Raw genomic sequence first — 23674 nt, 5'->3', positions numbered from 1 at the left:
GTATGTGGTCACCGCAAGGTTTCTGGTGGCAACGCCAGGCTAAACACAGGTGGTTCGCCCTTTGCGGGCCACCCCCGGCCACGCCGGACCGCATCAACCCGCCGGTGTCGATACCGGCCGATGAAAACCACAATTTGGGAGAGATCGACAATGAAGCTTCGTCCTCTGCATGACCGCGTAGTCATCCGTCGCAGCGAAGAAGAATCGAAAACCGCTGGCGGTATCGTCCTGCCGGGTTCGGCCGCTGAAAAACCAAACCGCGGCGAAGTCGTTGCTGTTGGCACCGGTCGCGTTCTGGAAAACGGCGAAGTACGTGCCCTGGCCGTAAAAGTCGGTGACAAAGTGGTTTTCGGCCCTTACTCGGGCAGCAACACCGTGAAAGTCGATGGCGAAGACCTGCTGGTCATGGCCGAGAACGAAATCCTCGCCGTTATCGAAGGCTGATTTCCCCCGACTTCCCGTTACTCCAAAGAATTTCCAAGGATTAAACGATCATGGCTGCTAAAGACGTAAAATTCGGCGACTCCGCTCGTAAGAAAATGCTGGTTGGTGTCAACGTTCTGGCTGACGCGGTAAAAGCGACCCTCGGCCCGAAAGGCCGTAACGTGGTTCTGGCCAAGAGCTTCGGCGCGCCAACCATCACCAAGGACGGCGTTTCCGTCGCCAAAGAGATCGAGCTCAAAGACGCCTTCGAGAACATGGGCGCCCAGTTGGTCAAGGAAGTCGCTTCCAAGGCCAACGACGCTGCCGGTGACGGCACCACCACCGCTACCGTTCTGGCCCAGGCCATCGTCAACGAAGGCCTGAAAGCCGTCGCTGCCGGCATGAACCCAATGGACCTCAAGCGCGGCATCGACAAGGCCACCGCTGCCATCGTCGCCGAGCTGAAGAACCTGTCCAAGCCATGCGCCGACTCCAAGGCCATCGCCCAGGTAGGTACCATCTCCGCCAACTCCGACAACTCCATCGGTGAAATCATCGCCGAAGCCATGGAAAAAGTCGGTAAAGAAGGCGTGATCACCGTTGAAGAAGGCTCGGGCCTGGAAAACGAACTGTCTGTCGTAGAAGGCATGCAGTTCGACCGTGGCTACCTGTCGCCATACTTCGTCAACAAGCCAGACACCATGGTTGCCGAGCTGGAAGGCCCGCTGCTGCTGCTGGTCGACAAGAAGATTTCCAACATCCGCGAACTGCTGCCAGTTCTGGAAGCCGTTGCCAAGGCCGGCCGCCCACTGCTGATCGTTGCTGAAGACGTCGAAGGCGAAGCCCTGGCTACCCTGGTCGTCAACAACATGCGCGGCATCGTCAAGGTTGCTGCTGTCAAGGCACCGGGCTTCGGCGACCGCCGCAAGGCCATGCTGCAGGACATCGCTGTCCTGACTGGTGGCCAGGTCATCTCCGAAGAAATCGGCCTGACCCTGGAAACCACTACCCTGGAGCACCTGGGTAACGCCAAGCGCGTGATCCTGTCCAAGGAAAACACCACCATCATCGACGGTGCTGGCGTTGACGCCGACATCGAAGCACGCGTCAAGCAGATCCGTGCCCAGATCGAAGAAACTTCCTCGGATTACGACCGTGAGAAGCTGCAAGAGCGTCTGGCCAAGCTGGCTGGCGGTGTTGCCGTGATCAAGGTCGGTGCTGGCACCGAAGTTGAAATGAAAGAGAAGAAAGCCCGCGTTGAAGACGCCCTGCACGCTACCCGTGCAGCCGTTGAAGAAGGCGTGGTGCCTGGCGGTGGTGTGGCCCTGGTTCGCTCCCTGGCTGCCATTGTCGGCCTCAAAGGCGACAACGAAGACCAGAACGTCGGTATCGCCCTGCTGCGCCGCGCTGTAGAAGCCCCGCTGCGCCAGATCACTGCCAACGCCGGCGACGAGCCAAGCGTTGTTGCTGACAAGGTCAAGCAAGGTTCCGGCAACTACGGCTACAACGCTGCTACCGGCGAATACGGCGACATGATCGAAATGGGTATCCTGGACCCAGCCAAGGTCACCCGTTCGGCCCTGCAAGCTGCAGCTTCGATCGGCGGCCTGATGATCACCACCGAAGCCATGGTTGCTGACCTGCCGGAAGACAAGCCAGCTGCTGGCATGCCTGACATGGGCGGCATGGGTGGCATGGGCGGCATGATGTAAGCCAGCCTTACCCCCTGCACCAAGCAAAAGCCCCGGTTCGTAAGAACCGGGGCTTTTTCGTTCTTCCGTTCCAGCCCTGCGGGCCTCTGTAGGAGCGGGCTTGCCCCGCGAAGCAGGCGGCGCGGTGTATGGCACCGGCTTCGCCGGTGTTCGCGGGGCAAGCCCGCTCCTACAAGGTTCTGAGGTGTTAGCGGCGAATCAGGCGACGCGCTGTTCGCCGGCTGGCGCTTCGGCCAGGCCTTTGCGGTACAACACGAAGTAGTACGACCCCAAGCCGATCAACCAGCAGAACACTGCCGTCCACACGTTGTGCGACAGGAAATGCGCACCCTGCATCATCCGGCCCAGCGCCAGCCCGGAGCCGGCCACCAGGGCTACCACGAACGCCACCCGCGCAAGCTTTGGTTTGCGGTCACGCAGCATGAAGAACAGGCCGAACAGGCAGAACCCGGTTGCCGCATGCCCACCGGGCCAGCACAGCCCCGGTTTGTCGGTGGCAGGCCGGGGCTGCAGCAGTTCGCTGTAGGTTTCCTTGCCGCCGAACTGGGTCAGGCTCCACGGGCACTGCACCTGGGTCACCTTTTTCAGCGGCGTGACGAACGCCGTCGACAGTCCCAGCGCCAGCACCAGGCAGCCCAGCTCCCGGCGCCAGCCGAACAGCTTCTGCCAGAAGAAGCTCAAGGCGTATGTGCCCAGGGACAACAGGCCGATCAGAATGACCACCTGCTTGACCCGGTCATGCATGATGGTTTCCAGCAGGTAACTGTGGCGGCCGATGAACTGCCCGGCAGCGGGGTCGAAGAACAGGTTGGCGACGTCCATGTCGACCGAGGTCAACTCCATCAGAACCAGGCCCACGGCAACCGCCAGCGGGATGCCCAGGTACAGCCAGGGGTTGATCGGGCGTGGCCGAGTGCGTTGTTGCATGACGACTCCAGAGGGTAAAAAGACCGGGCATTGTCATGCGCCCGCTATCCTCTGTTCGTGAAGGATCAGTGAAAAAACTGTCAAGTTCGCAGAGTTTGCCCCAGGGCTGGCACAGTGCCGACGATGGCCTTAAGCTGCGCCTGCCGTGCACCCCGGCGAAGCGCCGCACAGGAGAACCCGATGCGTATTCTTTTGGTTGAAGACAACCGCGATATCCTGGCCAACCTGGCCGACTACCTTGGCATGAAGGGCTACACCGTCGACTGCGCCCAGGACGGCCTGTCTGGCCTGCACCTGGCCGCCACCGAACACTACGACCTGATCGTGCTCGACATCATGCTGCCCGGCATCGATGGCTACACCCTGTGCAAACGCCTGCGCGAGGACGCCCGCCGCGATACTCCGGTGATAATGCTCACCGCCCGCGACCAGCTCGACGACCGCCTGCAGGGCTTCCGCTCGGGCGCCGACGACTACTTGCTCAAGCCCTTTGCCCTGTCGGAACTGGCTGCGCGCATCGAGGCGGTGCTGCGCCGGGCCCAGGGCGGCGGGCGCCGCACCTTGCAGGTGGCGGACCTGAGCTACGACCTCGACACCCTTGAAGTGACCCGCCAGGGCCGCCTGCTCAAGCTCAACCCGGTAGGCCTCAAGCTGCTGGCCGTGCTGATGCAGAAGAGCCCGCACGTGCTGCGCCGCGAAGTGCTGGAAGAGGCCCTGTGGGGCGACGATTGCCCAGACAGCGACAGCCTGCGCAGCCATGTGCACCAGCTGCGCCAGGTGATCGACAAACCGTTCGAAAAACCCCTGCTGCATACCGTCCATGGCGTCGGCTATCGCCTCGCCGAGGGCCGTGATGGAGTTTAAGCAAAGCCTTGCCCAGCGCATCATCATCGCCTTTGCGCTGATGAGCGCGCTGGTGGCCGGGGCCTTCGCCTTCGGCATCGTCGCCACCGTGCATCTGGTCGAGGAACGGTTGATTTCCTCGGTGCTGGGCGGTGACCTGCAGCGCCTGCTGCGCATGGACAGCGTCAGCGACTGGAGCCACCGGCCACGGCCGGACCAGCTGTTCTACTTCAGCGGCGGGCGCGATGATTTCGAACTGCCCAAGGACCTGCGCCACCTGGACGTCGGCTTCCATGAGGTGTTCCGCGACCAGCTGTCGTACCACGCCATGGTCGAGATCGTCGATGGCCGGCGCTACGTGCTGCTGCAGGACCAGAGCGACTTCGAAGAACGCGAGCGGGTGCTGTTCGCCGTGGTGGTGGTCGGCTTCGTGCTTAGCCTGGTGCTGGCCGTGGTGCTGGGTTGGCTGTTGGCGCGACGGGTGATGGCTCCGGTGATCCGCCTGGCTCGCCAGGTGCGCCACCGCGACCAGTTGCTGGGCCTGGCGCCGCCGTTGGCGCCCGATTATGCCGCCGACGAAGTGGGCCAGCTGGCGGTGGCCTTCGACGACACCTTGGGCCGGCTGCGTGATGCGCTGACCCGCGAGCGCCTGTTCACCAGCGATGTCAGCCACGAGCTGCGCACGCCGCTGATGGTGCTGGCCACCTCGTGCGAACTGCTGATCGAAAACCCCAACCTCGACACCCGTTCGCGCAGCCAGGTGGAACGCATTGCCCGTGCCACCGAAGAAATGCGCGAGCTGGTCAAGACCTTCCTGATGCTCGCCCGCGCCCAGCGCGACCAGGGGGCGGTAGCGTCCCAGGCGACGCTGCGCGAAGTGGCCGATGACCTGATCGGGGTGTGGCGCGACACCATCGAGCAAAAGGGCCTGTCGCTGTACTTCGATGGCCGGGTCAGTGCCGGGCCGCTGCTGTACAACGCCACCTTCCTGCACTCGGTGATGGGCAACCTGTTGCGTAACGCTGCGCATTACACCGACAGCGGCTATATCCGCCTGAGCCTGGAAGCCAACGGCTTCAGTGTCGAGGACAGCGGTGTGGGCATTCCTGAGGAGCAGCGTGAAAAAATGTTCCAGCCGTTCGTGCGCGGCGAGGAGCGCCGTGGCGAGGGCCTGGGGTTGGGGCTGTCGCTGGTGCAGCGGATTTGTGACGACCAGGGCTGGCGCGTCACCCTGACGTCGGCCGCACCCCATGGCTGCCGTTTCCAGGTAGACCTGAGCCAAAGCGCGGAAAAAACAGACCCTTCTCAGTAACAAGATGATATATCTTACAGACTAGATTACATTTTTTTCACGCGGGCATGACCAGACGGCTACGCTTGCTTACCTAAGGTGGGCGCTCTGGAGTCAGGAGATGCCCGATGCGCAGCCCAATCAAACTCGAATTTTCCGAGAAGTACGACCAGCAGCACGCCCAGGAGTACTTCCTCAAGCACCAGGATGGCCTGGCCCGTCGCCTGTCGCACCTACGCGATGAGCAACTGGCCCGGCACGCCTTGGCGCTGGCCGGAGAACCGGGCTTGGTGCTCGATTTGCCCTGTGGTGCGGGCCGTTTCTGGCCGCTGCTGGCGGAAAAGCCGAACCGCGTTATCATCGGTGCCGACAACTCCGAACACATGCTTGAAACCGCCCGCGCTGCGCAACCACCACAGGTGGTGGCGCGGGTACGGCCCTTGCAAACCTCGGCGTTCGATATCGACCTGCCGGACAACGCGGTGGACAGCATCTTCTGCATGCGCCTGTTCCACCACATTGGCGAGGCCGCGCATCGCAAGACGATTCTCGATGAGTTTCAACGGGTGACCCGCGACAGCGTGATCCTGTCGCTGTGGGTGGACGGCAACTTCAAGGCCTGGCGGCGCAAGAAGCTTGAGCACAAGCGCAACGCCAAGGCCGAGCAGGGCAGCTACCAGAACCGTTTCGTGCTACCGGCCGAAACCGTTGAGGCCGAATTTCAGGCCGCCGGCTTCAGAATCCAGGAACGCCTCGACTTCCTGCCGTTCTACGCCATGTGGCGGGTTTATGTATTGCGCAAGGGGTAGTGTTTGATGGCTGTAGCCCAAAGTGGGGAGTCACGGTTCGATTTTTACTGGCGCCAGCAGGGCGAATGGGTCGAGGAGCCCAACCAGCGGCGTGGTGGCGAAAGTGGCGTGCAACGCCTGAACGATGCCAGCGGCAAGCTGCTGTATGCCAAGCGCCAGGTGGGGCATATCTACCGCAGCCTGCTGCATCCGTTCGGCAGGCCAACCGTATTGCGTGAACTCGATGCGCTGAACAGCTTCGAGCAATTGGGCGTGCGCGTACCGCGTATCGTCTTCTGCGGCGCCGAGCGCGATGCCGACCACCAATGGCGTGCGCTGCTGGTGAGCGAGGCGCTGGACGGTTTCGTCGAGCTCGACACCTGGCACGAGCAGGGCGCGCGCGAGCGTTACCCGCAGGTGGTGCACGAGCGCATGCTCAAGGACCTGGCCGACAACCTGGCGCGCATGCACCTGGGGCATTGGCAGCATGGCTGCCTGTACGGCAAGCATGTGTTCATCAAGGTGATTGGCGAGGGCGAGCAGGCCCGCGTCGAGGTGGCGTTGCTGGACCTGGAGAAATGCCGGCGGCGGATCAGCTGCCAGCGTGCGGCCGGCAATGACCTGCGCCAGCTGCGCCGCCACTCGTCGCTCAACGACGCGGAATGGCAAACGCTGCTCTATTTTTATCAGATGGCGTTTGGCAGCGCTGTCAAAGGGTTAGGGCAATGAAACTAGAAATCGCTCGAGCTTTGTTCCTGGTGGCTGGCTTGGCTGTGACCACTGCGGCGGTCGCTGCCTGGGAAGAGCCGCGTCCTGTGGTGTTCAGCAAGGCTGAGCAGGCGGCGCAGTGCGCGTTGCCGCGGGAAGTGAAGCAGCAGCACGCGCAGGTGGCGCCAGATCATGATCTGTTGCTGTTCCTGTTCGGCATGCGCCAGGGACTTCGGCCATTTGGCTGAAATTGGCTTGAGCAAGCAAAGGCCCCGCACTCGCGGGGCCTTTGTTTTATGGTTTAAAACATATTTTTTGTAGGAGCGGGCTTGCCCCGCGAAACAGGCCGTGCGGTGCATGGCACCGGCTGCGCCGGTGTTCGCGGGGCAAGCCCGCTCCTACAGGGACGTCAGGCGGCTGCGGGGTGTTTGGCTTCGGACCTGTGGGCCAGCAGGGTGTAGATGCACGGCAGCACGAACAGGGTAAATAGCGTGCCAATGGACATCCCCGTGGCAATCACCGTACCGATGTCGAACCGGCTGACCGCCCCGGCCCCGGTCGCCAGAATCAACGGCACCATGCCGAACACCATCGCCGCCGTGGTCATCAGCACTGGCCGCAGGCGGATCGCCGCTGCATCTTCGATCGCCTCGCGCACGCCCAGGCCTTTTTCCTCGCGCAGTTGGTTGGCGAATTCGACGATCAGGATACCGTGCTTGCTGATTAACCCGATCAGCGTCACCAGCCCCACCTGGGTATAGATGTTCATGCTGGAAATCCCCAGGAACAGCGGCAGCAATGCCCCACAGATCGACAGCGGCACCGTTACCAGAATCACCAGCGGGTCGCGGAAGCTTTCGAACTGCGCCGCCAATACCAGGAAGATGATCGCCAGCGCCAGGCCAAAGGTTACCCACAGCGCGCTGCCTTCCTGCACGTATTGCCGCGCCGTGCCGGCATAGTCGAAGGAGAAGCCCTCCGGCGCCTCCTCGCGGGCAATGTCCAGCACCGTCTGCAAGGCCTCGCCGATGCTGACCATCGGCACGCCCTGAATGATCGCGGCGTTCAGTTGCTGGAACTGGTTGAGCTGGCGCGGGCGGGCGCGGTCGTTGAGGGTGATCAGGGTCGACAGGGGCAGCAACTGGCCCTGCTCGTTCTTCACGTAGTAGCTGTTCAGCCAGCCGGGGTTGTCACGGTAGGGCCGCTCGACCTGGGCGATCACCTTGTAGCTGCGCCCCTCCAGGGTGAACCGGTTGATTTCCCCTTCGCCCAGCAGGGTGGCCAGGCTGCCGCCCAGGGTGTCCATGGACACGCCCATTTGCGCGGCCTTGGCCCGGTCGATATCAACCACCACCTCGGGCTTGTCGAAGGCCAGGTCGATGTCGAGGAAGGCGAACTTGCCCGAGGCCTGGGCCCGCTGCTTGACCCGCTGCGCCACCTCCAGCAGGGCCGGGTAGTCGCCGGCGGTGTTGATCACGAACTGAAATGGCAAGCCCTCGCCGGTGCCCGGCAGCGACGGCAGGTTGAAGCCGAAGATCTGCAGCCCGCCAATCTGTTCGAGCTTGGCCTGCACCAGGGGCAGCAGCTGCATCTGGGTGCGCTCGCGCTCGTTCCAGGGCTTGAGCAGGAACCCGCCGATACCGCTCTGCACACCGTTGAAACCGTTGATCTGGAACGACGAATAGTATTCGGGAAAGCTCTTGAATAGCGGCGTGAACTGGTCGGTGTAGGCGTTCAGGTAGTCAAGGTTGGCCGGCTGCGGCGAACTGCTCATCATGAAGATCACGCCCTGGTCCTCGTTGGGCGCCAGCTCGTTCTGGGTGAACTTGAGCAGCACCGGGATCAGGCACAGGATGATCACCGCGAACACCAGCACCACCGGGCGGCTGTCGAGGGTGGCGTGCAACAGGCGCTGGTAACGCCCCTTGAGGCGTTCGAACAGCACGTCCAGGCGGTGGGCCAGGCCACTGGCATTGTGCTCCGGGCGCAGCAGCAGGGCGCACATCATGGGTGACAGGGTCAGGGCAACAATCCCGGAAATCACCACCGCCCCGGCCAGGGTGAGGGCGAACTCCTTGAACAGCGCACCGGTCAGCCCAGTGAGAAAACCGATGGGGGCGTACACCGCCGCCAGGGTGATGGTCATCGACACCACCGGCATGGCAATTTCCCGCGCGCCCTCAAGCGCTGCGTCGAACGGTGTCTTGCCTTCTTCCATGTGCCGGTGGATGTTCTCCACCACGACGATGGCATCGTCCACCACCAGGCCGATGGCCAGCACCATGGCCAGCAATGTCAGCAGGTTCAGCGAATAGCCCATCATCTGCATGAAGAACAACACGCCGATCATCGACAGGGGAATGGTCACCACCGGGATCAGCACCGAGCGCAGGGCGCCGAGGAACAGGAACACCACCACGATGACGATCAGCACCGCCTCGCCCAGGGTCTTGATCACCTCGTCGATGGACGCCTGGATGAACAGCGTGGCGTCGTAGGCGATCGACACCTTGAGCGCTTCAGGCAGCTGGCCTTGCAGCTCGGGCATGATCTTGCGCACTTCCTTGATGACCTCCAGCGGGTTGGCCGCCGGGGTGGCCTTGATGCCGATGTACACCGACGGCGTGCCGTCGAACGAGCTGACCGTGTCGTAGTTCTCCGCACCCATCTCCACCCGCGCCACGTCGCCCAGCAGCACCCGGCTGTCACCGGACACCTTGACCGGCAACGCGGCGAACGCTTCGGCGGATTTCAGCTCGGTGCTGGCGTTGATGCTGGTGACGGTGTATTCGCCCTTCACCTCGCCAGCGGCGGAAAGGAAGTTGTAGCGGCGCACGGCACTGGTCACATCGGTGGCCGAAAGGCCGAAACCGGCCAGCTTCACCGGGTCGATCCAGATGCGCATGGCGAATACCTGGTTGCCGAGAATCTCGGCCTCGGCCATGCCCGGCAGGGTGGCCAGCTTGGGCTGGATCACCCGCGACAGGTAGTCGGTGATCTGCGGGTTGCTCATTTCCTTGCTGTAGAAGCTGATGTACATCAGCGCCGAGGCGTCGGCAGCTTCCTTGCTCAGCACCGGGTCTTCGGAGTCCTGCGGCAGCTGGTTGCGCACTTCGTTGGCCTTGGCCAGCAACTCGGTGAACAGCCGATCGCTGTCGGCGCCGATGCGTGCGTAGATGGAGATCACCGAAAAGTTCTGCCGGCTCACCGAGGTCATGTAGTCGATGCCCTCGGCACTGGCCAGGCTCTGCTGCAAGGGCTGGGTGATGTAGCCCTGGATGGTTTCGGCGTTGGCCCCAGGGTAGGCGGTGGTCACCGTGATCAGGGCGTTTTCCATTCGCGGGTACTGGCGGATCTGCAGCTTGTTCCAGGCCTGGAAACCCAGCAGCAGAATCAGCAGGCTGACCACCGTGGCCAGTACCGGGCGGCGGATGAACGGGTCGGTGAATGCCATGCCTGCCTCCCGTTCAGTCCGTGCGCCTGGCGCCCTGGTCGGGCTTGAGCGCGCTGTCCTGGCCAATGCGGATCGCCGCGCCTGGGGTCAGCTTGAGCTGGCCTGCGGTGACCACCTGCTCGCCGGCCTTGAGCCCCTTGCTGACCACCACCACGCCGTCGCGGCGCTCGCCGGTCTGCACGGTGCGCTGCTCGGCAGTGAGCTGGGGCTGGCCATTGTCATCGTGCTGCGGGTTGCCGTCCTGGTCCTTTTTCGGTGTGGCGACGTACACCGAGTTGCCGTACAGGGTGTAGGTGATGGCGCTTTCCGGCACCACCACTTGCGGCTGCGGGTCGGGCAACAGGACCAGCAGGTTGGCGAACATGCCCGGCAGCAGCTTGCCATCGGGGTTGGCCAGGGTTGCGCGCAGCAACAGGTTGCGGGTGTTTTCATCGACCTTGGGGTTGATCGCGCTCAGGCTGGCGGGGAAGGTCTGGCCAGGGTAGGCGGCCACCTGCACCAGTACTTGCTGGCCCAGGCTCAGGTGCGGCAGGGCCTGCTCCGGTACGTTGAAGTCGACGTACAGGCTGGAGAGGTCTTGCAAGGTGGCGATCATGGTGCCGGCGGCCAGGTACTGGCCGATGTCCACCTGGCGGATGCCGAGGGTGCCGCTGAACGGGGCGTTGAGGCTTTTCTTGGTCTTCTGCGCCTTGAGCTGTTCGACCACCGCCTGGTTGCGCCGGTACTGGGAATTGAGCCGGTCGAACTCGCCACGGGAGATGGCCGCATCGCCCACCAGTTGGCTGCCACGGCCGAAGTCGACCTTGGCCAGGCCCAGGTCGGCCTGGGCGGTGCCGAGCAGGGCCGACTCCTGGTCGTCGTTCAGTTGCAGCAGCGGTTGCCCGGCTTTCACCTTTTGCCCGGAATCGAAATACAGCGCCTTGACGATGCCTTCCACTTCAAGGCTCAGGTCAACGCCCTGCAGCGCCCGCAGGCTGCCCACGGCGGGCAGGCGTTCTTGCCATTGGCGTTGTTCGGCCTGGGCGGCGGCGACGGTGATCGGTGGCCGGGGGGCGGTGAACATCTGGACCTGTTTATAGATCGAGAAGCCCTTGTAGCCCGCCAGGGCCAGCACGATCAGCAGTACGACGGCCAACATGATGAGCATGCGGCGACGGACCATGGTTCCGGTTCCTTGGAGGCTGGGTTGTTATGCGTTTTGACACGACAACGGGCGATCCTGCCCACGTGTGGATAGACGAAGTATTGACTGTTTTTCGGGGGAAGGGGAGTTGATTGCCTGTGGCGGCCTCTTCGCGGGGCAGGCCCGCTCTTGTAGGAGCGGGCTTGCCCCGCGAAAGGGCCCTCAAGCCAGGTGCAAATGGTTGTCCCAAAACCCGGAAGGCAGCTTCATCGGTTGCCCGACCAGCTCGCCCTTGCGGCAATCATAGAAGCGGCAACGCCCCTGCCCGGAGGTGACGACGAAGCCATCCTTCACCGCCCCGACACCGGCGCAATCGGGCATCGGCGCATCGAGCTTCACCGCCCCGCTGTCCAGGTCCCAGACGAACAGGCGATTGGCCCGTGGCGCGGTCAGTGCCACCAGGCGCAGGTCGCTGTGAATGGCGACGCTGGCGGTGTACTGGGCCATCGACTGCAACTGGTGTTCCGGCACCGGGAACGCCTTGAACGGCTCGCCCGGGCGCTTGATTGCCAGCAACTCGGCGGTTTCGTCGGCATCGCCCATGAACTGCTGGCAGGCCGCGATCGTGCCATCTTCGCCCACCGCCAGGTGGCGCACGCTGTTCATCTGCTGGGCCAGGGTTTCCTTGCTCAGCAGGGTGCCATCGCGCTGCATCAGCACCAGGCTCGGCTCCATGGCGTTGAGGTTCATCTCGACCCGGCTCTCGGCTTCGGTGCGAATGCCACCGTTGGCCACGATCAGGGTTTCGCCGTCCGGCAGCCAGGCCAGTTCATGGGGGCCGATGCCGTGGGTCGGGATTTCCCCGGTGTACACCAGGCGCTCGCCCTCGAAACGGTACACGCCGAGCACGCCACGCCCCGGGTCGGTGGTGTCGTTCTCGGTGGCGTACAGCCATTCGCCGCCCTTGTGGATCACCGCGTGGCCATAGAAGTGCCGGTTCGGCTGCGACGCGATGGTTTGCAGCAGGCGCCCGTCACGAAGGTCCAGCAGGTAGCTTTCGGTGCCGGGGCGGCGGGCGACGAACAGGGCGATCGGCAGCTCGGGGTGGTTGATGATGGCATGGCAACGCTGGGCCACCTGGGTGCTGAACACCTGGGTGCCATCCAGGCGGAACCCGACTGCGTAGTGCTTGCCGTCGCCATCGTCACGCGCCGACAACAGCAGCGGTTCGCTACCCTTGTTGCGCAGCAGGCTCCAGCCGCCCAGGGTCAGGGCGCTGAGCAATACGCTACCGAGTTTGAGGGCCTGGCGTCGCAGCATGATCAGTCACCGTCGTTGGCATTGAAGCCCAGCTGAATGTTCAACGCCTTGGCCAGGTCGCCTTCGTGCAGGCGGTGGACGACGTTGAGGGCATCGTAGATCTGGTTGAGGGTCTGCTGGCCGGCGTCGTCGGCCAGCAGCTCGCCGAGGGTCTTCTGGTTGTCGGCCAGCAGTTTGAGGGCAGTAGCGTAGGCGTCGTCGATCTTCTGCGCCAGGGCTTTCTGATCGCTGGGCAGCAGGCCGCGCAGGCCCTGGTTGTCGACACCCACCCACACGGCCTGGGCGGCCTTGAGGGTAGCTTCCAGGCTCTTCATCGACGAGTGGCTGCGCCAGGCTTCGGCCTGCAGCGGCTGCGGGATGCCCTTGCTCTGGCGGCCCATCGGCGCGCCCAGCTTCTTCTTCAGGGTGTCCAGTGCCGTTACCTGGGAGCGCAGCAGGTCGGCGATGGCCTCGTGGGAGTCGGCGTAGCGCTGGTTGGGGAACTTGGTCATCTGCGACAGCATGCCGTCGGTGCTGTTCCAGCTCTTGAGGATTTCCTCGGCCAGCACCTTCTGGTGTTCGCCGATGGCCACCAGCAGCGGGCAGTAACGGGCCTTCTGCTCGGCGGTAGCGATGTCAGGCTTGCTGTCGAACAGGATGTATTCGTAGGCCGAGAGGCCACGTACCACGACGCTGGCCTTGCCCAGGGCCGCGGCATCGACGGGCTTGTCACCATTGACCAGTTGCTCGACCTGGCGGCCGACCAGGTTCTTCTTGTCGGGCCAGAATTGCACTTGCCAGGCGCGGTTGCCTTCGGCCAGCGGGCCGACCAGCAGGGGTTGCAGCTCGGCCCAGGCTTTCTGTGCATTGAGGAAGTCGGCGCGTGCGGTGTCCAGGCTTTCCTTGCCTTCGCAGTAGGCCAGGGCGCTGGCCGCCAACTGGCGGTCGGCTTCGACCCAGCGGCTGTAGGTCGGCAGGATGACCTGCTTGGCGATGGCAGCGGAGGTGACCGCTTGTGGGTCTTGTGGCGAGCAGGCACCCAGGGCGAGTGCGGCGAGGCTGGTGAACAACAGTTTGGGTCGGAACATGCCCGGCTCCTTGCGCGTTTTAAAGTGAGTTCAGGAACGCCAGCAGCGCGGCGCGCTGCTCGGCATTGAAGGTCAATACATGGTCGCGCGCCGCCTGCGCCTCGCCGCCGTGCCAGAGCACGGCTTCGAGCAGGTTGCGGGCGCGGCCGTCGTGCAGGTACTGGGTGTGGCCACTGACGGTTTCGGTCAGGCCGATGCCCCACAGGGGCGGGGTGCGCCAGTCCTGGCCGTTGGCGGCGAATTCGGTGCGCTCGTCGGCCAGGCCCGGGCCCATGTCGTGCAGCAGCAGGTCGCTGTAGGGGCGGATCACCTGGTGCGCCAGCTCCGGTTCTGCGCTGTTGGCTCCGGTGGTGAACTGCGGCACATGGCAGGCCTGGCAACCGGCCTGGAAGAACAGGTTCTTGCCGGCCAGCACCTGCGGCGCGCCGACGTCACGGCGGGCAGGTACGCCGAGGTTGCGGGTGTAGAAGGTGACCAGGCGCAGGATATTGTCGCTGACTTCCTTTTCACCGCCTTCACCGTCGCCATTGGGCGCGGCCAGGCAGTCTACCTGCGCCGCGGTGCAGTCGTCCTTCGGTTGCAGGGTGCTGGTCAGGCCCATGTCGCCACTGAAGGCGTGCACGTTCTGCTGGTTGACGTTGGGCTGCCCGGCTTTCCAGCCGAAGCGGCCGACCACGGTCTTGCCCTGGGCATCGTCCCAGACCCGGTTGGCACGCCCGCGGATACCGTCGCGGTTGTGGTCGTCGGGGTCTTCGTTGGCCAGGATATCGGCTTCGGGAATGGCTTCGAGCAGGCCCAGGCCGATCATCGGCGGGGCCACGCGGGCCGAGAAGCGGGTGTCGGGGTGCATCGGGCCGTAGCCGAGCTGGGTGATCTGCAGGGCAGGGCGGCGCAGCTCGACCGGGTGGCCGTCCTTGAAGGTGACGGTTTGCGTGGTGTAGCTCACCCGCACCTTGCCCTCCGGCGCCACGCCGGGGATGGCCATGTCCTGCAGCTGCGTGCCGTAGACCGGCTCGGGAACCACGCCCAGGCGTTCGATCACCTTGGCCAGGTACGGCTGGTCGGGGATCGACAGGCGTACCAGCATGCCCACCGCATTGCTGTCGCCAGGCTCGGGCGGGTGGCCGCGGCCATCGCGCACGTGGCAGTTCTGGCAGGCCGTGGTGTTGAACAGCGGGCCCAGGCCATCGCGGGCAGTGGTGGTGGACGGGGCGATCACCCAGGGGCTGCGGAAGAAACTGTTGCCCACCGAGAAGTCCAGGCGCCGCTCGGGCGAAAGGTTGGCCGAGGGCATGGAAAAGGCACTGCGGTCGCTGCGCTGCACGGTTGCCTGGCCGCCAGACAGCGCTTCGCCCGGCTCGGCCTGGGTGAAACGCGGGGCGTCATCACAGGCGGCAAGGGCAAGGGCCAGCAGCAAGGGGGAAAGTCGGGACAGCGACGAGGACATGCAAAATCCTGGGCGTGGACGAAAAACCGGCGTGCAAGCTTAGCAGGCCAGCCCTGTTTGAATAAGAGCAATTTGCAATTGCCTGGGTGAAAAGGATGTGAAATGCCAGCATTTTCATTGACTGTGCCGGCCCTTTCGCGGGGCAAGTCCGCGCCTACACAGGTTGAGATGTAGGAGCGGGCTTGCCCCGCGAAAGGGCCCGCACAGAAAAAAGGCGACCCGAAGGCCGCCTCTTTGCAGAACCGAAACGACTGATCAGAACTCGTGGTCAGCAGTATCCGGGTTCAGGTTGGCAATGCCCAGCTTGCCGGCGGCCTGCTCGATGGCGCCTGTCTGCTTGACCAGCGAGGCGATGGCATCGCGCACGATCTGGTTGCCGGCAGGGTTGTCGGCGGCGATCAGCTGGTCGTAGTGCTCGCCCTTGAGCGCATGGTCGACCATGACCTGGATCTTGGCCTGGGTGGCGTCCAGGTCGGCCTTCAGGGTGCTGTCGGTCGCCGGGTCGGCCTTGGCCACCAGCGACGACAGGCTTGGGCCGCTCAGCTTGGTGCCGTCGACGCGGGTGTACTCGCCCAGGTAGACGTTGCGAATGCCCAGGGCATCGTAGAAGTGCGAGTAGTGGGTGTTGTCGCTGAAGCAGTCCTGCTCGTCTTCCGGCGAGTTGGCTTCCAGCGAAACCTTCATGCGCTCGCCGGCCAGTTCGCCCAGCGACAGGCTGCCCATGCCGAACAGCATCTTGCGCAGGCCATCGCTGGCAGGTTCTGCTTCCAGGGTGGCGCGGTAGTTGTCGGCGACGTTCGGCGCCCAGTTGCCGACCATCTCTTCGAGGTCCTTGACCAGCAGGTCGGTCACGGCCTTCAGGTAGGCGCGACGACGGTCGTTGTGGCCGCCGGTGGCACCCTGGCCTTCGAGGTAGTCGGTGTACGGACGGTTGCCGGCGCCTGGGCCGGTGCCGTTGAGGTCCTGGCCCCAGAGCAGGAATTCGATGGCGTGGTAGCCGGTGGCGACGTTGGCCTCGGAACCTGCCAGTTCATTCAGGCTGGCCAGCTTCTCGGGGGTGATGTCCTTGACGTCGACCTTCTCTTCGCCCACCTGGATCTCGGTGTTGGCGATGATGTTGGCGTTGGCCGCAGGGTTGCCCAGGGCGTGCTCGTAGCTCTTGTCGACGTAGTCGATCAGGCCTTCGTCCAGCGGCCACGAGTTCACCTGGCCTTCCCAGTCGTCGATGATGGTGTTGCCGAAGCGGAAGGCTTCGCTCTGCAGGTACGGAACGCGCGCGGCGGCCCAGGCTTCCTTGGCGGCCTTCAGGGTGTCGTCGCCTGGCTTGGCGAGGAAGGCGTCGATCGCGGTTTGCAGGGTCTTGGCGGTGCTCAGCGAGTCGCTGTATACGGCAAAGACCATCTCGGCGTAATGCTTGACCACGGCCTTGCCGGCCGCTTCATCGACTGTGCCAGGGGCCGCAGCGGTGGTGCTGGCGGCAGCAGGTGCCTGGGCTTGCGGGGCGGCGGCCTTGTCGTCTTTGCCTTCACCGCAACCGGCGAGAGCGATGGCGATGGCCAGCAGACTGGCGGAGGCCAGAGGCATACGAATCATTATTGGTTTTCCTGCGTCGTGTGGTTGGACCAAGGGTTAGGCCGTGCGCCGTGGCACGCGAAACCGCAACATCATGCGAAAGATTTGCATTTGCTGTAAAGGGGCGCACGCGCAATTCATGTAAATGCGCGTCATGGCCTGTAACCATGGCGTGCAACCCGAGTGTGCAGCGTTACAGCACGGACACCTGGTTACGCTGCGCCTGCTTGAGGAAGTTGGTCAGTTCGCGCGAAGGCAGTGGTTTGCTGTAGTGGTAACCCTGACCCTCATGGCAGCCCTGGGCGATGATGTAGGTTTCCTGCTCGGCGCTTTCCACGCCCTCGGCGATCACCTGCATGCCCAGGCTTTTGCCCAGCTGGATGATGGCGCGCACGATGGTGGCGTCGTCATCGTCGTCGAGCAGGTCCTGGACGAAGCTCTTGTCGATCTTGATCTTGTCCAGCGGCAGCGACTTGAGGTAGCTGAGCGAGGAGTAGCCGGTGCCGAAGTCGTCGATGGCGATCATCGCCCCGGAGCGGCGCAGGCTCAGCAGGTGCTGGGCGGCGGTGCTGATGTCTTCCATCAGGCCGGTTTCGGTAACTTCCAGCTCCAGGCTGCGCGGTGGCAGGCGGTGCGCCTGCATCAGGTTGTTGACCACCCGTGGCAGCTCGTTGTGGTGCAACTGCACGGTGGACAGGTTGACCGCCATGCGCAGCTCGACGAACCCCAGGTCGTGCCATTCGCGCAGTTGGCGGCAGGCCTGGTCGAGTACCCACTCGCCGATGGCGATGATGCTGCCGTTCTGCTCGGCCAAGGGAATGAACTGGTCGGGCGGCACCATGCCCAGTTCCGGGTGCTGCCAGCGCAGCAGCGCTTCCACGCCGACCACGCGGTGGTCGCGGTAGCTGATCTGCGGCTGGTACACCAGGTACAGCTGGTTGCGCGGCAGGGCTTCGCGCAAGTCTTTTTCCAGCTCGCGGCGGCGGCGCATCTCGCTGTCGACGCTGGCGATGTAGAACTGGTAGCGGTTGCGCGAGCGGGCCTTGGCCAGGGTCATGGTCTGCTCGGCTTTTTGCAGCAGTTTCTCGGTGCTGTCGCCGTCTTCGGGGAACAGGGTGATGCCGATGGTGGCGCGCAGGCGGATTTGCTGGTGCTCGAAGCCGAATGGCACTTCCAGGTCGTCGAGAATGCTCTGGGCCAGTTCCGCGGCTTCGTAGGGCTGCTCGATATTGGCCTGAACCAGGGCGAACTGGTCACCGCCCAGCCGCGCCAGGGCGCCCAGGCGGCCACTGTGGGCGCGCAAGCGGTCGGCCAGGGCCAGCAGCAATTGGTCGCCCACCTGGTAGCTGAACTGCTCGTTGATGCCCTTGAAGTCGTCCAGGCCCACGCACAGCACGGCCACCCGATGTTGCAGGCGGCCGCCGTCGACCAGAATCTTGTCCAGTTGCTGCTGCAATTGCTGGCGGTTGGGCAGGCCGGTGAGGAAATCGTACTGGGCCATGCGCTGCAGGCTGTTCTCGGCTTCATGGCGCAGGTGGGTGTTGCGTTCGATCGAGGCCAGCAGTTGGTTGGCCGTGTTCACCCAGATGCCCAGTTCGTTCTTCTCGTGGCCCTTGAGCAGCGGGATCTGGTGCTGGCTGGGGCGGTCGGGGTTGATCTGGGTCAGGTGCTCGATGATCTTCGACAGCGGCTTGGTCAGCAGCCAGTGGTACACCAGGTACAGCACCAGGCCCATGGCCAGGGCGCGCAGCACGCCGGACACGAAGATGATGATCGCGTTGACCAGGAAGTCCTCGCCGTAGGAGGCGGTGTCGAGGGTGATGCTCAGGTCGCCGTAGTATTCGCTGTACGGGCCACGGCCGACCAGTTGGGTGGTGTAGGTGCGCTCCTGGCCAAGGAACAGGTCGGTGAGCCAGCGCATGGACATGTCCTGCAGCGGGCGGGATTTTTCCGCGAGCATGGTTTCGTTGGGGTGGCCGATCGAGGCCATGCGCACCGAGTCGTCCTGGAACAGGCCTTCCATCACCTGCATGCCCATTTCCCGGTCGAGGCTGTACACCGCCTGGGTGGAAGGGTCGCGGAACATGTCGAGGATGCGCTGGGCATCGTTGTTGACGGCCTGGCGGGTCTTGTAGGTGTCGTAGACGATCTGCGCGCAGCTAAGGACGACGCCGACCGCCAGCGCCGAAAGAAGCACGACCCTGAGCAACTTGACCGATAAGCTGTTCCGCAATTCCAGCTTCAATGGGGTTTCCTTAATCCATGCGCATGGCATCATTTTGCCATTAACGTTGGCAATACACTATCGGCCTACCATGGGAAGTGTATCGGTTGCCCGACCCTGCAACTTGAGTGCGCGCTGCCAAACTTCCAGAGGTTTGATGTTAGCGCGCTATACGGGCTGAGCAAGCAAAACCGTGTTGGCCTGCTTGCGGGCACAGGCACAAAAAAACCCGGCACAGGGCCGGGTTTCTTGGGTCAGGGCTGAACGAATCAGGCCTTGAAGGTGTTGCCTTCGAACTGCTCGGCCACGAAGGCCCAGTTGACCAGGTTCCAGAACGCCTCGACGTACTTAGGACGCACGTTGCGGTAGTCGATGTAGTAGGCGTGTTCCCAGACGTCGCAGGTCAGCAGCGGGGTGTCGCCGCTGGTCAGCGGGCAGCCGGCGCCGATGGTGCTGGCCAGTGCCAGGGAACCGTCAGCCTTCTTCACCAGCCAGCCCCAGCCGGAACCGAAGGTGCCGACCGAAGTCTTGGTGAACTCTTCCTTGAACTTGTCGAAGGAACCGAATGCGGCGTTGATGGCCTCGGCCAGGGCGCCAGTTGGCTGGCCGCCGCCGTTTGGCGACAGGCAGTTCCAGTAGAAGGTGTGGTTCCAGACTTGAGCGGCGTTGTTGAAGATGCCGCCCGAAGAGCTCTTGACGATCTCTTCCAGGGTCTTGCCTTCGAATTCGGTGCCTGGGACCAGGTTGTTCAGGTTCACGACATAGGTGTTGTGGTGCTTGTCGTGGTGAAACTCCAGGGTTTCCTTGGAGATGTGCGGCTGCAGGGCATCGTGGGCGTACGGCAGCGGCGGCAATTCAAAAGCCATGGTGGATCTCCTGATTCAGGTCTGTTTGCGGTTTGCGCAAGGCCGATCACGGGCGGCCCGATATACGTCGGCGAGTTTTTACTCTTTGCGACGCAGGGGCTGGATCATAGCACCGGGCCCGGCGCATAACCACGCAACAAACATAGGGAATAGAGGTTCCAGAGCGGTTGGAGCGGGCCGACCGGTGGTGTATGCCGTAAGCCTTTCAGCGCCTGGGTGAATGAGCGCCGCTGGCGCGGCGCATCGCAGGCAAGCCTGCTCCTACATCTGTTTCGGGCCAATCAATGCTGTGCCATTGGCGCAGGCGTCCAATGTAGGAGCAGGCTTGCCTGCGATGCGCCGCGCCAGCGGCGCTCATTCACCCAAATACCAACTGCGCTGCCACGGCAAACATCATCACCGCCACCATCAGGTCCAACAACCGCCAGGTGGCCGGGCGGGCCAACCACGGCGCCAGCCACGCCGCGCCGATCGCCAGGGTCGAGAACCACAGCAGCGAGGCACTGGCGGCACCGGCCACGTAGGCGCCGGGCACCGTCTGCTGGGCGCCCAGCGAGCCAATCAGCAGCACGGTGTCGAGGTAGACATGGGGGTTGAGCAGGGTCACCGCCAGGGCGCTGAGCAGCACTGCCCGGCGTGACCGCATGCCCTGGCCCTCCTGGTGCTGCAGGCTCTGCTTCGAGCAGGCGCTGCGCAGCGCCTTGGCGCCGTACCAGATCAGGAACACCGCGCCGCCCCAGCGGGCGATGGCCAGCAGCGTCGGGTTGTGCGCCAGTACCGTGGCCAGGCCGAACACCCCGGCCGCGACCAGGATGGCATCGCAGACGATGCACAGCGCCGCCACCGGCAGGTGGTGTTCACGGCGCAGGCTCTGGGCGAGGACGAAGGCGTTCTGCGCGCCGATGGCCATGATCAGGCCGAAGGCCACCAGCATGCCGTTGATATAGCTTTGCCACATGGCACAGGCTCCCGAAAATAAACAGCCAGAAAAGATGCTGGCCATTGTCGCCATGGCGGCTGTATAAGAAAAACAAATAATGCTCACCCCACATTAGGAAAATCGATGTTCGACTACAAGTTGCTGGCCGCCCTCGCGGGGGTGGTCGAGCAGGGTGGTTTCGAGCGCGCCGCCCAGGTGCTGGGGCTGTCGCAATCGGCCATTTCCCAGCGCATCAAGCTGCTTGAGGCGCGGGTTGGCCAGCCGGTACTGGTGCGCGCCACGCCGCCGAGCCCCACTGAAGTGGGCCGGCAACTGCTCAACCATGTGCAGCAGGTGCGCCTGCTCGAACGCGACCTGCAGCGCCAGGTGCCGGCGCTGGACGAGGAGGGGCTGCCCGAACGCTTGCGCATCGCCCTCAACGCCGACAGCCTGGCCACCTGGTGGGCTGGCGCAGTGGGGGCGTTCTGCGCCGAGCAGCAGTTGCTCACCGACCTGGTGGTGGAGGACCAGGAAGTGGGCCTCAAGCGCATGCGGGCCGGCGAAGTGGCGGCCTGCCTGTGTGGCAGCGAGCGGCCGGTGGCCGGCGCACGCAGCTTGCCATTGGGCGCCATGCGTTACCGCGCCCTGGCCAGCCCCGGGTTCATGGCGCGCTATTTCCCACAGGGTTTCGACGCCGGGCGCCTGGCCCGCACGCCGGCCATCGTCTATGGCCCGGACGACTTCCTGCAGCACCGCTACCTGGCATCGCTGGGCATTCAGGACGGTTTCCTGCATCACCTGTGCCCATCGTCCGAAGGCTTCCTGCGCATGACCGAGGCCGGCCTGGGCTGGGGCCTGGTGCCCGAGTTGCAGGCCCGCGAGCAGTTGGCCAGCGGGCAACTGGTGGAAATTTGCGCCGATACCCCTATCGATGTGCCGCTGTACTGGCATCATTGGCGCAACGGCGGGCACCTGCTCGCGCAACTGACCGAACACCTGCGCGCCACCGCGCACCACTGGCTGGTGCCGTTGTAGCGGCGGCTGGCGTCTGTTGCATCTGAAATCTAGGCGGAGTCATACATGCAAATTCTGGTCACCGGCGCGAGCGGCTTCATTGGCGGGCGCTTTGCGCGCTTTGCCCTGGAGCAGGGCCTGAAGGTGCGGGTCAGCGGCCGGCGCGCCGAGGGGGTCGAGCACCTGGTCAAGCGTGGGGCGCAGTTCATTCCCGGCGACCTGGGCGACCCGGAGCTGGCCCGGCGCCTGTGCCAGGGCGTCGAGGCGGTGGTGCACTGCGCAGGCGCGGTGGGCAATTGGGGGCGTTACCAGGACTTCCACCAGGGCAACGTGGTGGTGACCGAGAACGTGGTCGAAGGCTGCCTGAAAGAGCACGTTCGGCGCCTGGTGCACCTGTCGTCGCCGTCGATCTACTTCAACGGCCGCGCCCGCCTGGATGTTCGCGAAGACCAGGTGCCGCGGCGTTTCCACGACCACTATGCACACACCAAGTACCTGGCCGAGCAGAAAGTGTTCGGTGCCCAGGAGTTCGGCCTGGAAGTGCTGGCGCTGCGCCCGCGCTTCGTGACCGGCGCAGGCGATGCCAGCATTTTCCCACGGCTGATGCAGATGCAGCGCAAGGGCCGCGTGGCGATCATCGGCAACGGCCTGAACAAGGTCGACTTCACCAGCGTGCACAACCTCAATGATGCCCTGCTCAGCGCGCTGTTCGCCGACGACCGAGCGTTGGGCCAGGCCTACAACATCAGCAACGGCCAGCCGCTGCCGCTGTGGGATGTGGTCAACTACGTGATGCGCCAGATGAACCTGCCCCAAGTCACCCGCTACCGCCCCTATGGCCTGGCCTACAGCCTGGCCGCGTTGAACGAAGCCGCCTGCCTGCTCTGGCCCGGGCGCCCGCAGCCCACGCTTTCGCGCCTGGGCATGCAGGTGATGAGCCGGGATTTCACCTTGGACATCAGCCGCGCCCGCCAGTACCTGGACTACCAGCCCAAGGTCAGCTTGTGGACGGCGCTGGATGAATTCTGCGGCTGGTGGAAGCATCAGCCGCCGGGGCAGTGAACCCGGGCGGCAGAAGATGGTCATCAGTGCGCCGCGTGAGCGGTTTATAATCATGTCTCTTTGCTACCACCGCGGTTGAAGCCCCCTATGCGCAACGATGCCCACGACGATTTCGATGATGTGCCCACCTTGCGGGCCGGAACTCCCGATGACGACGAGCTGCTGCCCGCGCACGTTTCGCGCAGCCGCAAGAAGGCCGCCAAGCCGGCCAGCACCGGCCCGCTGTGGGCGTTGCTGGCGGCGTCGTTCATAGCCCTGGCCGGGTTGGGCTGGTGGAGCTTCCAGCAGATCTCGCTGATGGAGCAGCAACTGGTCGCCACCCAGGAAAGCTTTGCCCGTATCAGTGAGGAGGCGGCTGGGCGGCTGCAGGCGATCAGTGGCAAGGTCGATGCCAGCGAGTCGTCCAGCACCACCGGTAGCGAGGCGTTGAAGCTGCAGATTCGCCAGTTGCAGGCGAGCCTGGCCGAGCAGGGCAAGCAGCAGCAGGGCGTGGCGGGGCAGGCCGGTGACCTCGGCAAGCGCCTGGAGCAGGTGCTGGCCGATACCCGCGAGCAGCAGAAGGCCGTGACCGAGTTGCAAACCCAGTTGCAGGCGCAGTTGAAGGCGGTCAATGGCGAACTGGCCGCGTTGAAGTCGGGCCAGGTGGACGGTGGCAAGCTCGATGGCCAGCTGAAAAGCCTGAACGATGACGTGGCGGCGTTGAAGAAGCAGGGCGGCCAGAAAGCGGCCATCGAAAGCCTTGAGCAGGATGTGCTGGTGCTCAAGACCCAGATGGAGAACCGCACGGCGTCCGGGAGCGGGGCCACGGTGCAGGAGTTCGATGCGTTTCGCGGGCAGACCACGCGCAACCTCAATACCCTGCAGAGCCAGATTCAGAACTTGCAACAGCAGATTAACGCTCGGCCTTGAGAGCA

Annotated in this window: 20 protein-coding genes; 10 read left to right on the top strand and 10 right to left on the bottom strand. The window is 64.0% G+C overall.

From position 1 onward, the window contains the following. Nucleotides 1-150 precede the first annotated feature (150 nt). Nucleotides 151-444, top strand: coding sequence for a co-chaperone GroES (locus F3J44_RS06080; protein WP_009684394.1), 294 nt, complete (start codon nucleotides 151-153; stop codon nucleotides 442-444). A gap of 50 nt (nucleotides 445-494) precedes the next feature. Beyond that, on the top strand, nucleotides 495-2135 hold the full coding sequence (gene groL / locus F3J44_RS06075; RefSeq protein ID WP_167061481.1) for a chaperonin GroEL: 1641 nt from the start codon (nucleotides 495-497) through the stop codon (nucleotides 2133-2135). Between the two features lie 198 nt (nucleotides 2136-2333). Here the strand turns inward: groL and F3J44_RS06070 are convergent, their stop codons facing one another. After that, the gene (locus F3J44_RS06070) at nucleotides 2334-3062 is read right to left on the bottom strand and encodes a phosphatase PAP2 family protein (protein WP_167271168.1); all 729 of its coding nucleotides are present in this window, start codon (nucleotides 3060-3062) and stop codon (nucleotides 2334-2336) included. A 180-nt stretch (nucleotides 3063-3242) separates the two neighbouring features. On the opposite strand from F3J44_RS06070, the gene colR reads away from it, so the two are divergent. From colR to F3J44_RS06045, 5 genes are all read left to right on the top strand, one after another. After that, nucleotides 3243-3926 (top strand): two-component system response regulator ColR, encoded by a 684-nt coding sequence (colR, locus tag F3J44_RS06065; protein ID WP_003255215.1) that lies wholly within the window; start codon nucleotides 3243-3245, stop codon nucleotides 3924-3926. After that, nucleotides 3916-5217 (top strand): HAMP domain-containing sensor histidine kinase, encoded by a 1302-nt coding sequence (locus tag F3J44_RS06060; protein WP_167061489.1) that lies wholly within the window; start codon nucleotides 3916-3918, stop codon nucleotides 5215-5217. The genes colR and F3J44_RS06060 overlap by 11 nt, the downstream gene beginning before the upstream one ends. 107 nt (nucleotides 5218-5324) lie before the next feature. After that, nucleotides 5325-6005, top strand: a complete 681-nt coding sequence (locus F3J44_RS06055) for a class I SAM-dependent methyltransferase (protein WP_167061492.1) — start codon at nucleotides 5325-5327, stop codon at nucleotides 6003-6005. Nucleotides 6006-6011: 6 nt separating this feature from the next. Further along, on the top strand, nucleotides 6012-6713 hold the full coding sequence (locus F3J44_RS06050) for a lipopolysaccharide kinase InaA family protein (RefSeq protein ID WP_167061494.1): 702 nt from the start codon (nucleotides 6012-6014) through the stop codon (nucleotides 6711-6713). Continuing rightward, a complete protein-coding gene (locus F3J44_RS06045) occupies nucleotides 6710-6940 on the top strand; it encodes a hypothetical protein (RefSeq protein ID WP_167061497.1) in 231 nt (76 codons plus the stop codon). The genes F3J44_RS06050 and F3J44_RS06045 overlap by 4 nt, the downstream gene beginning before the upstream one ends. Nucleotides 6941-7101: 161 nt before the next feature. Here F3J44_RS06045 and F3J44_RS06040 read toward each other — a convergent pair whose 3' ends face one another. The 9 genes from F3J44_RS06040 to F3J44_RS06000 all read right to left on the bottom strand — a co-directional run bounded on the left by F3J44_RS06040 (nucleotide 7102) and on the right by F3J44_RS06000 (nucleotide 20723). Next, entirely contained in the window at nucleotides 7102-10146 is a 3045-nt protein-coding gene (locus F3J44_RS06040) for a multidrug efflux RND transporter permease subunit (protein ID WP_167271166.1), read from the bottom strand. Nucleotides 10147-10159: 13 nt separating this feature from the next. Next, entirely contained in the window at nucleotides 10160-11308 is a 1149-nt protein-coding gene (locus F3J44_RS06035; protein ID WP_167061504.1) for an efflux RND transporter periplasmic adaptor subunit, read from the bottom strand. A gap of 183 nt (nucleotides 11309-11491) precedes the next feature. After that, nucleotides 11492-12589, bottom strand: coding sequence for a DUF1513 domain-containing protein (locus tag F3J44_RS06030; RefSeq protein ID WP_167271164.1), 1098 nt, complete (start codon nucleotides 12587-12589; stop codon nucleotides 11492-11494). 2 nt (nucleotides 12590-12591) lie between these two features. Beyond that, nucleotides 12592-13656: an imelysin family protein gene (locus F3J44_RS06025; protein WP_167061513.1), complete on the bottom strand. Its 1065-nt coding sequence runs from the start codon at nucleotides 13654-13656 to the stop codon at nucleotides 12592-12594. 19 nt (nucleotides 13657-13675) lie between these two features. Next, nucleotides 13676-15103: a di-heme oxidoredictase family protein gene (locus tag F3J44_RS06020; RefSeq protein WP_167061520.1), complete on the bottom strand. Its 1428-nt coding sequence runs from the start codon at nucleotides 15101-15103 to the stop codon at nucleotides 13676-13678. A gap of 255 nt (nucleotides 15104-15358) precedes the next feature. After that, a complete protein-coding gene (locus F3J44_RS06015) occupies nucleotides 15359-16696 on the bottom strand; it encodes an imelysin family protein (RefSeq protein ID WP_167271162.1) in 1338 nt (445 codons plus the stop codon). Nucleotides 16697-16868: 172 nt separating this feature from the next. Then, entirely contained in the window at nucleotides 16869-18872 is a 2004-nt protein-coding gene (locus F3J44_RS30220; RefSeq protein WP_370526706.1) for a putative bifunctional diguanylate cyclase/phosphodiesterase, read from the bottom strand. Between the two features lie 296 nt (nucleotides 18873-19168). Beyond that, nucleotides 19169-19765: a superoxide dismutase gene (locus F3J44_RS06005; RefSeq protein WP_167061540.1), complete on the bottom strand. Its 597-nt coding sequence runs from the start codon at nucleotides 19763-19765 to the stop codon at nucleotides 19169-19171. A 358-nt stretch (nucleotides 19766-20123) separates the two neighbouring features. Next, a complete protein-coding gene (locus F3J44_RS06000; RefSeq protein WP_167061547.1) occupies nucleotides 20124-20723 on the bottom strand; it encodes a LysE/ArgO family amino acid transporter in 600 nt (199 codons plus the stop codon). A 105-nt stretch (nucleotides 20724-20828) separates the two neighbouring features. Between F3J44_RS06000 and F3J44_RS05995 the strand changes: the two genes are divergently transcribed. The 3 genes from F3J44_RS05995 to F3J44_RS05985 all read left to right on the top strand — a co-directional run bounded on the left by F3J44_RS05995 (nucleotide 20829) and on the right by F3J44_RS05985 (nucleotide 23669). Continuing rightward, entirely contained in the window at nucleotides 20829-21719 is an 891-nt protein-coding gene (locus F3J44_RS05995) for a LysR family transcriptional regulator ArgP (RefSeq protein ID WP_167061554.1), read from the top strand. Between the two features lie 45 nt (nucleotides 21720-21764). After that, nucleotides 21765-22760 (top strand): NAD(P)-dependent oxidoreductase, encoded by a 996-nt coding sequence (locus F3J44_RS05990; RefSeq protein WP_167271160.1) that lies wholly within the window; start codon nucleotides 21765-21767, stop codon nucleotides 22758-22760. An 87-nt stretch (nucleotides 22761-22847) separates the two neighbouring features. Further along, nucleotides 22848-23669: an ATPase gene (locus F3J44_RS05985; RefSeq protein ID WP_167061562.1), complete on the top strand. Its 822-nt coding sequence runs from the start codon at nucleotides 22848-22850 to the stop codon at nucleotides 23667-23669. The last annotated feature ends 5 nt before the right edge of the window (nucleotides 23670-23674 follow it).

The organism is Pantoea sp. Tr-811 (assembly GCF_011752535.1).
Taxonomy (GTDB): Bacteria; Pseudomonadota; Gammaproteobacteria; order Pseudomonadales; family Pseudomonadaceae; genus Aquipseudomonas.
This window is presented reverse-complemented; position numbering and strand designations above follow the sequence as displayed.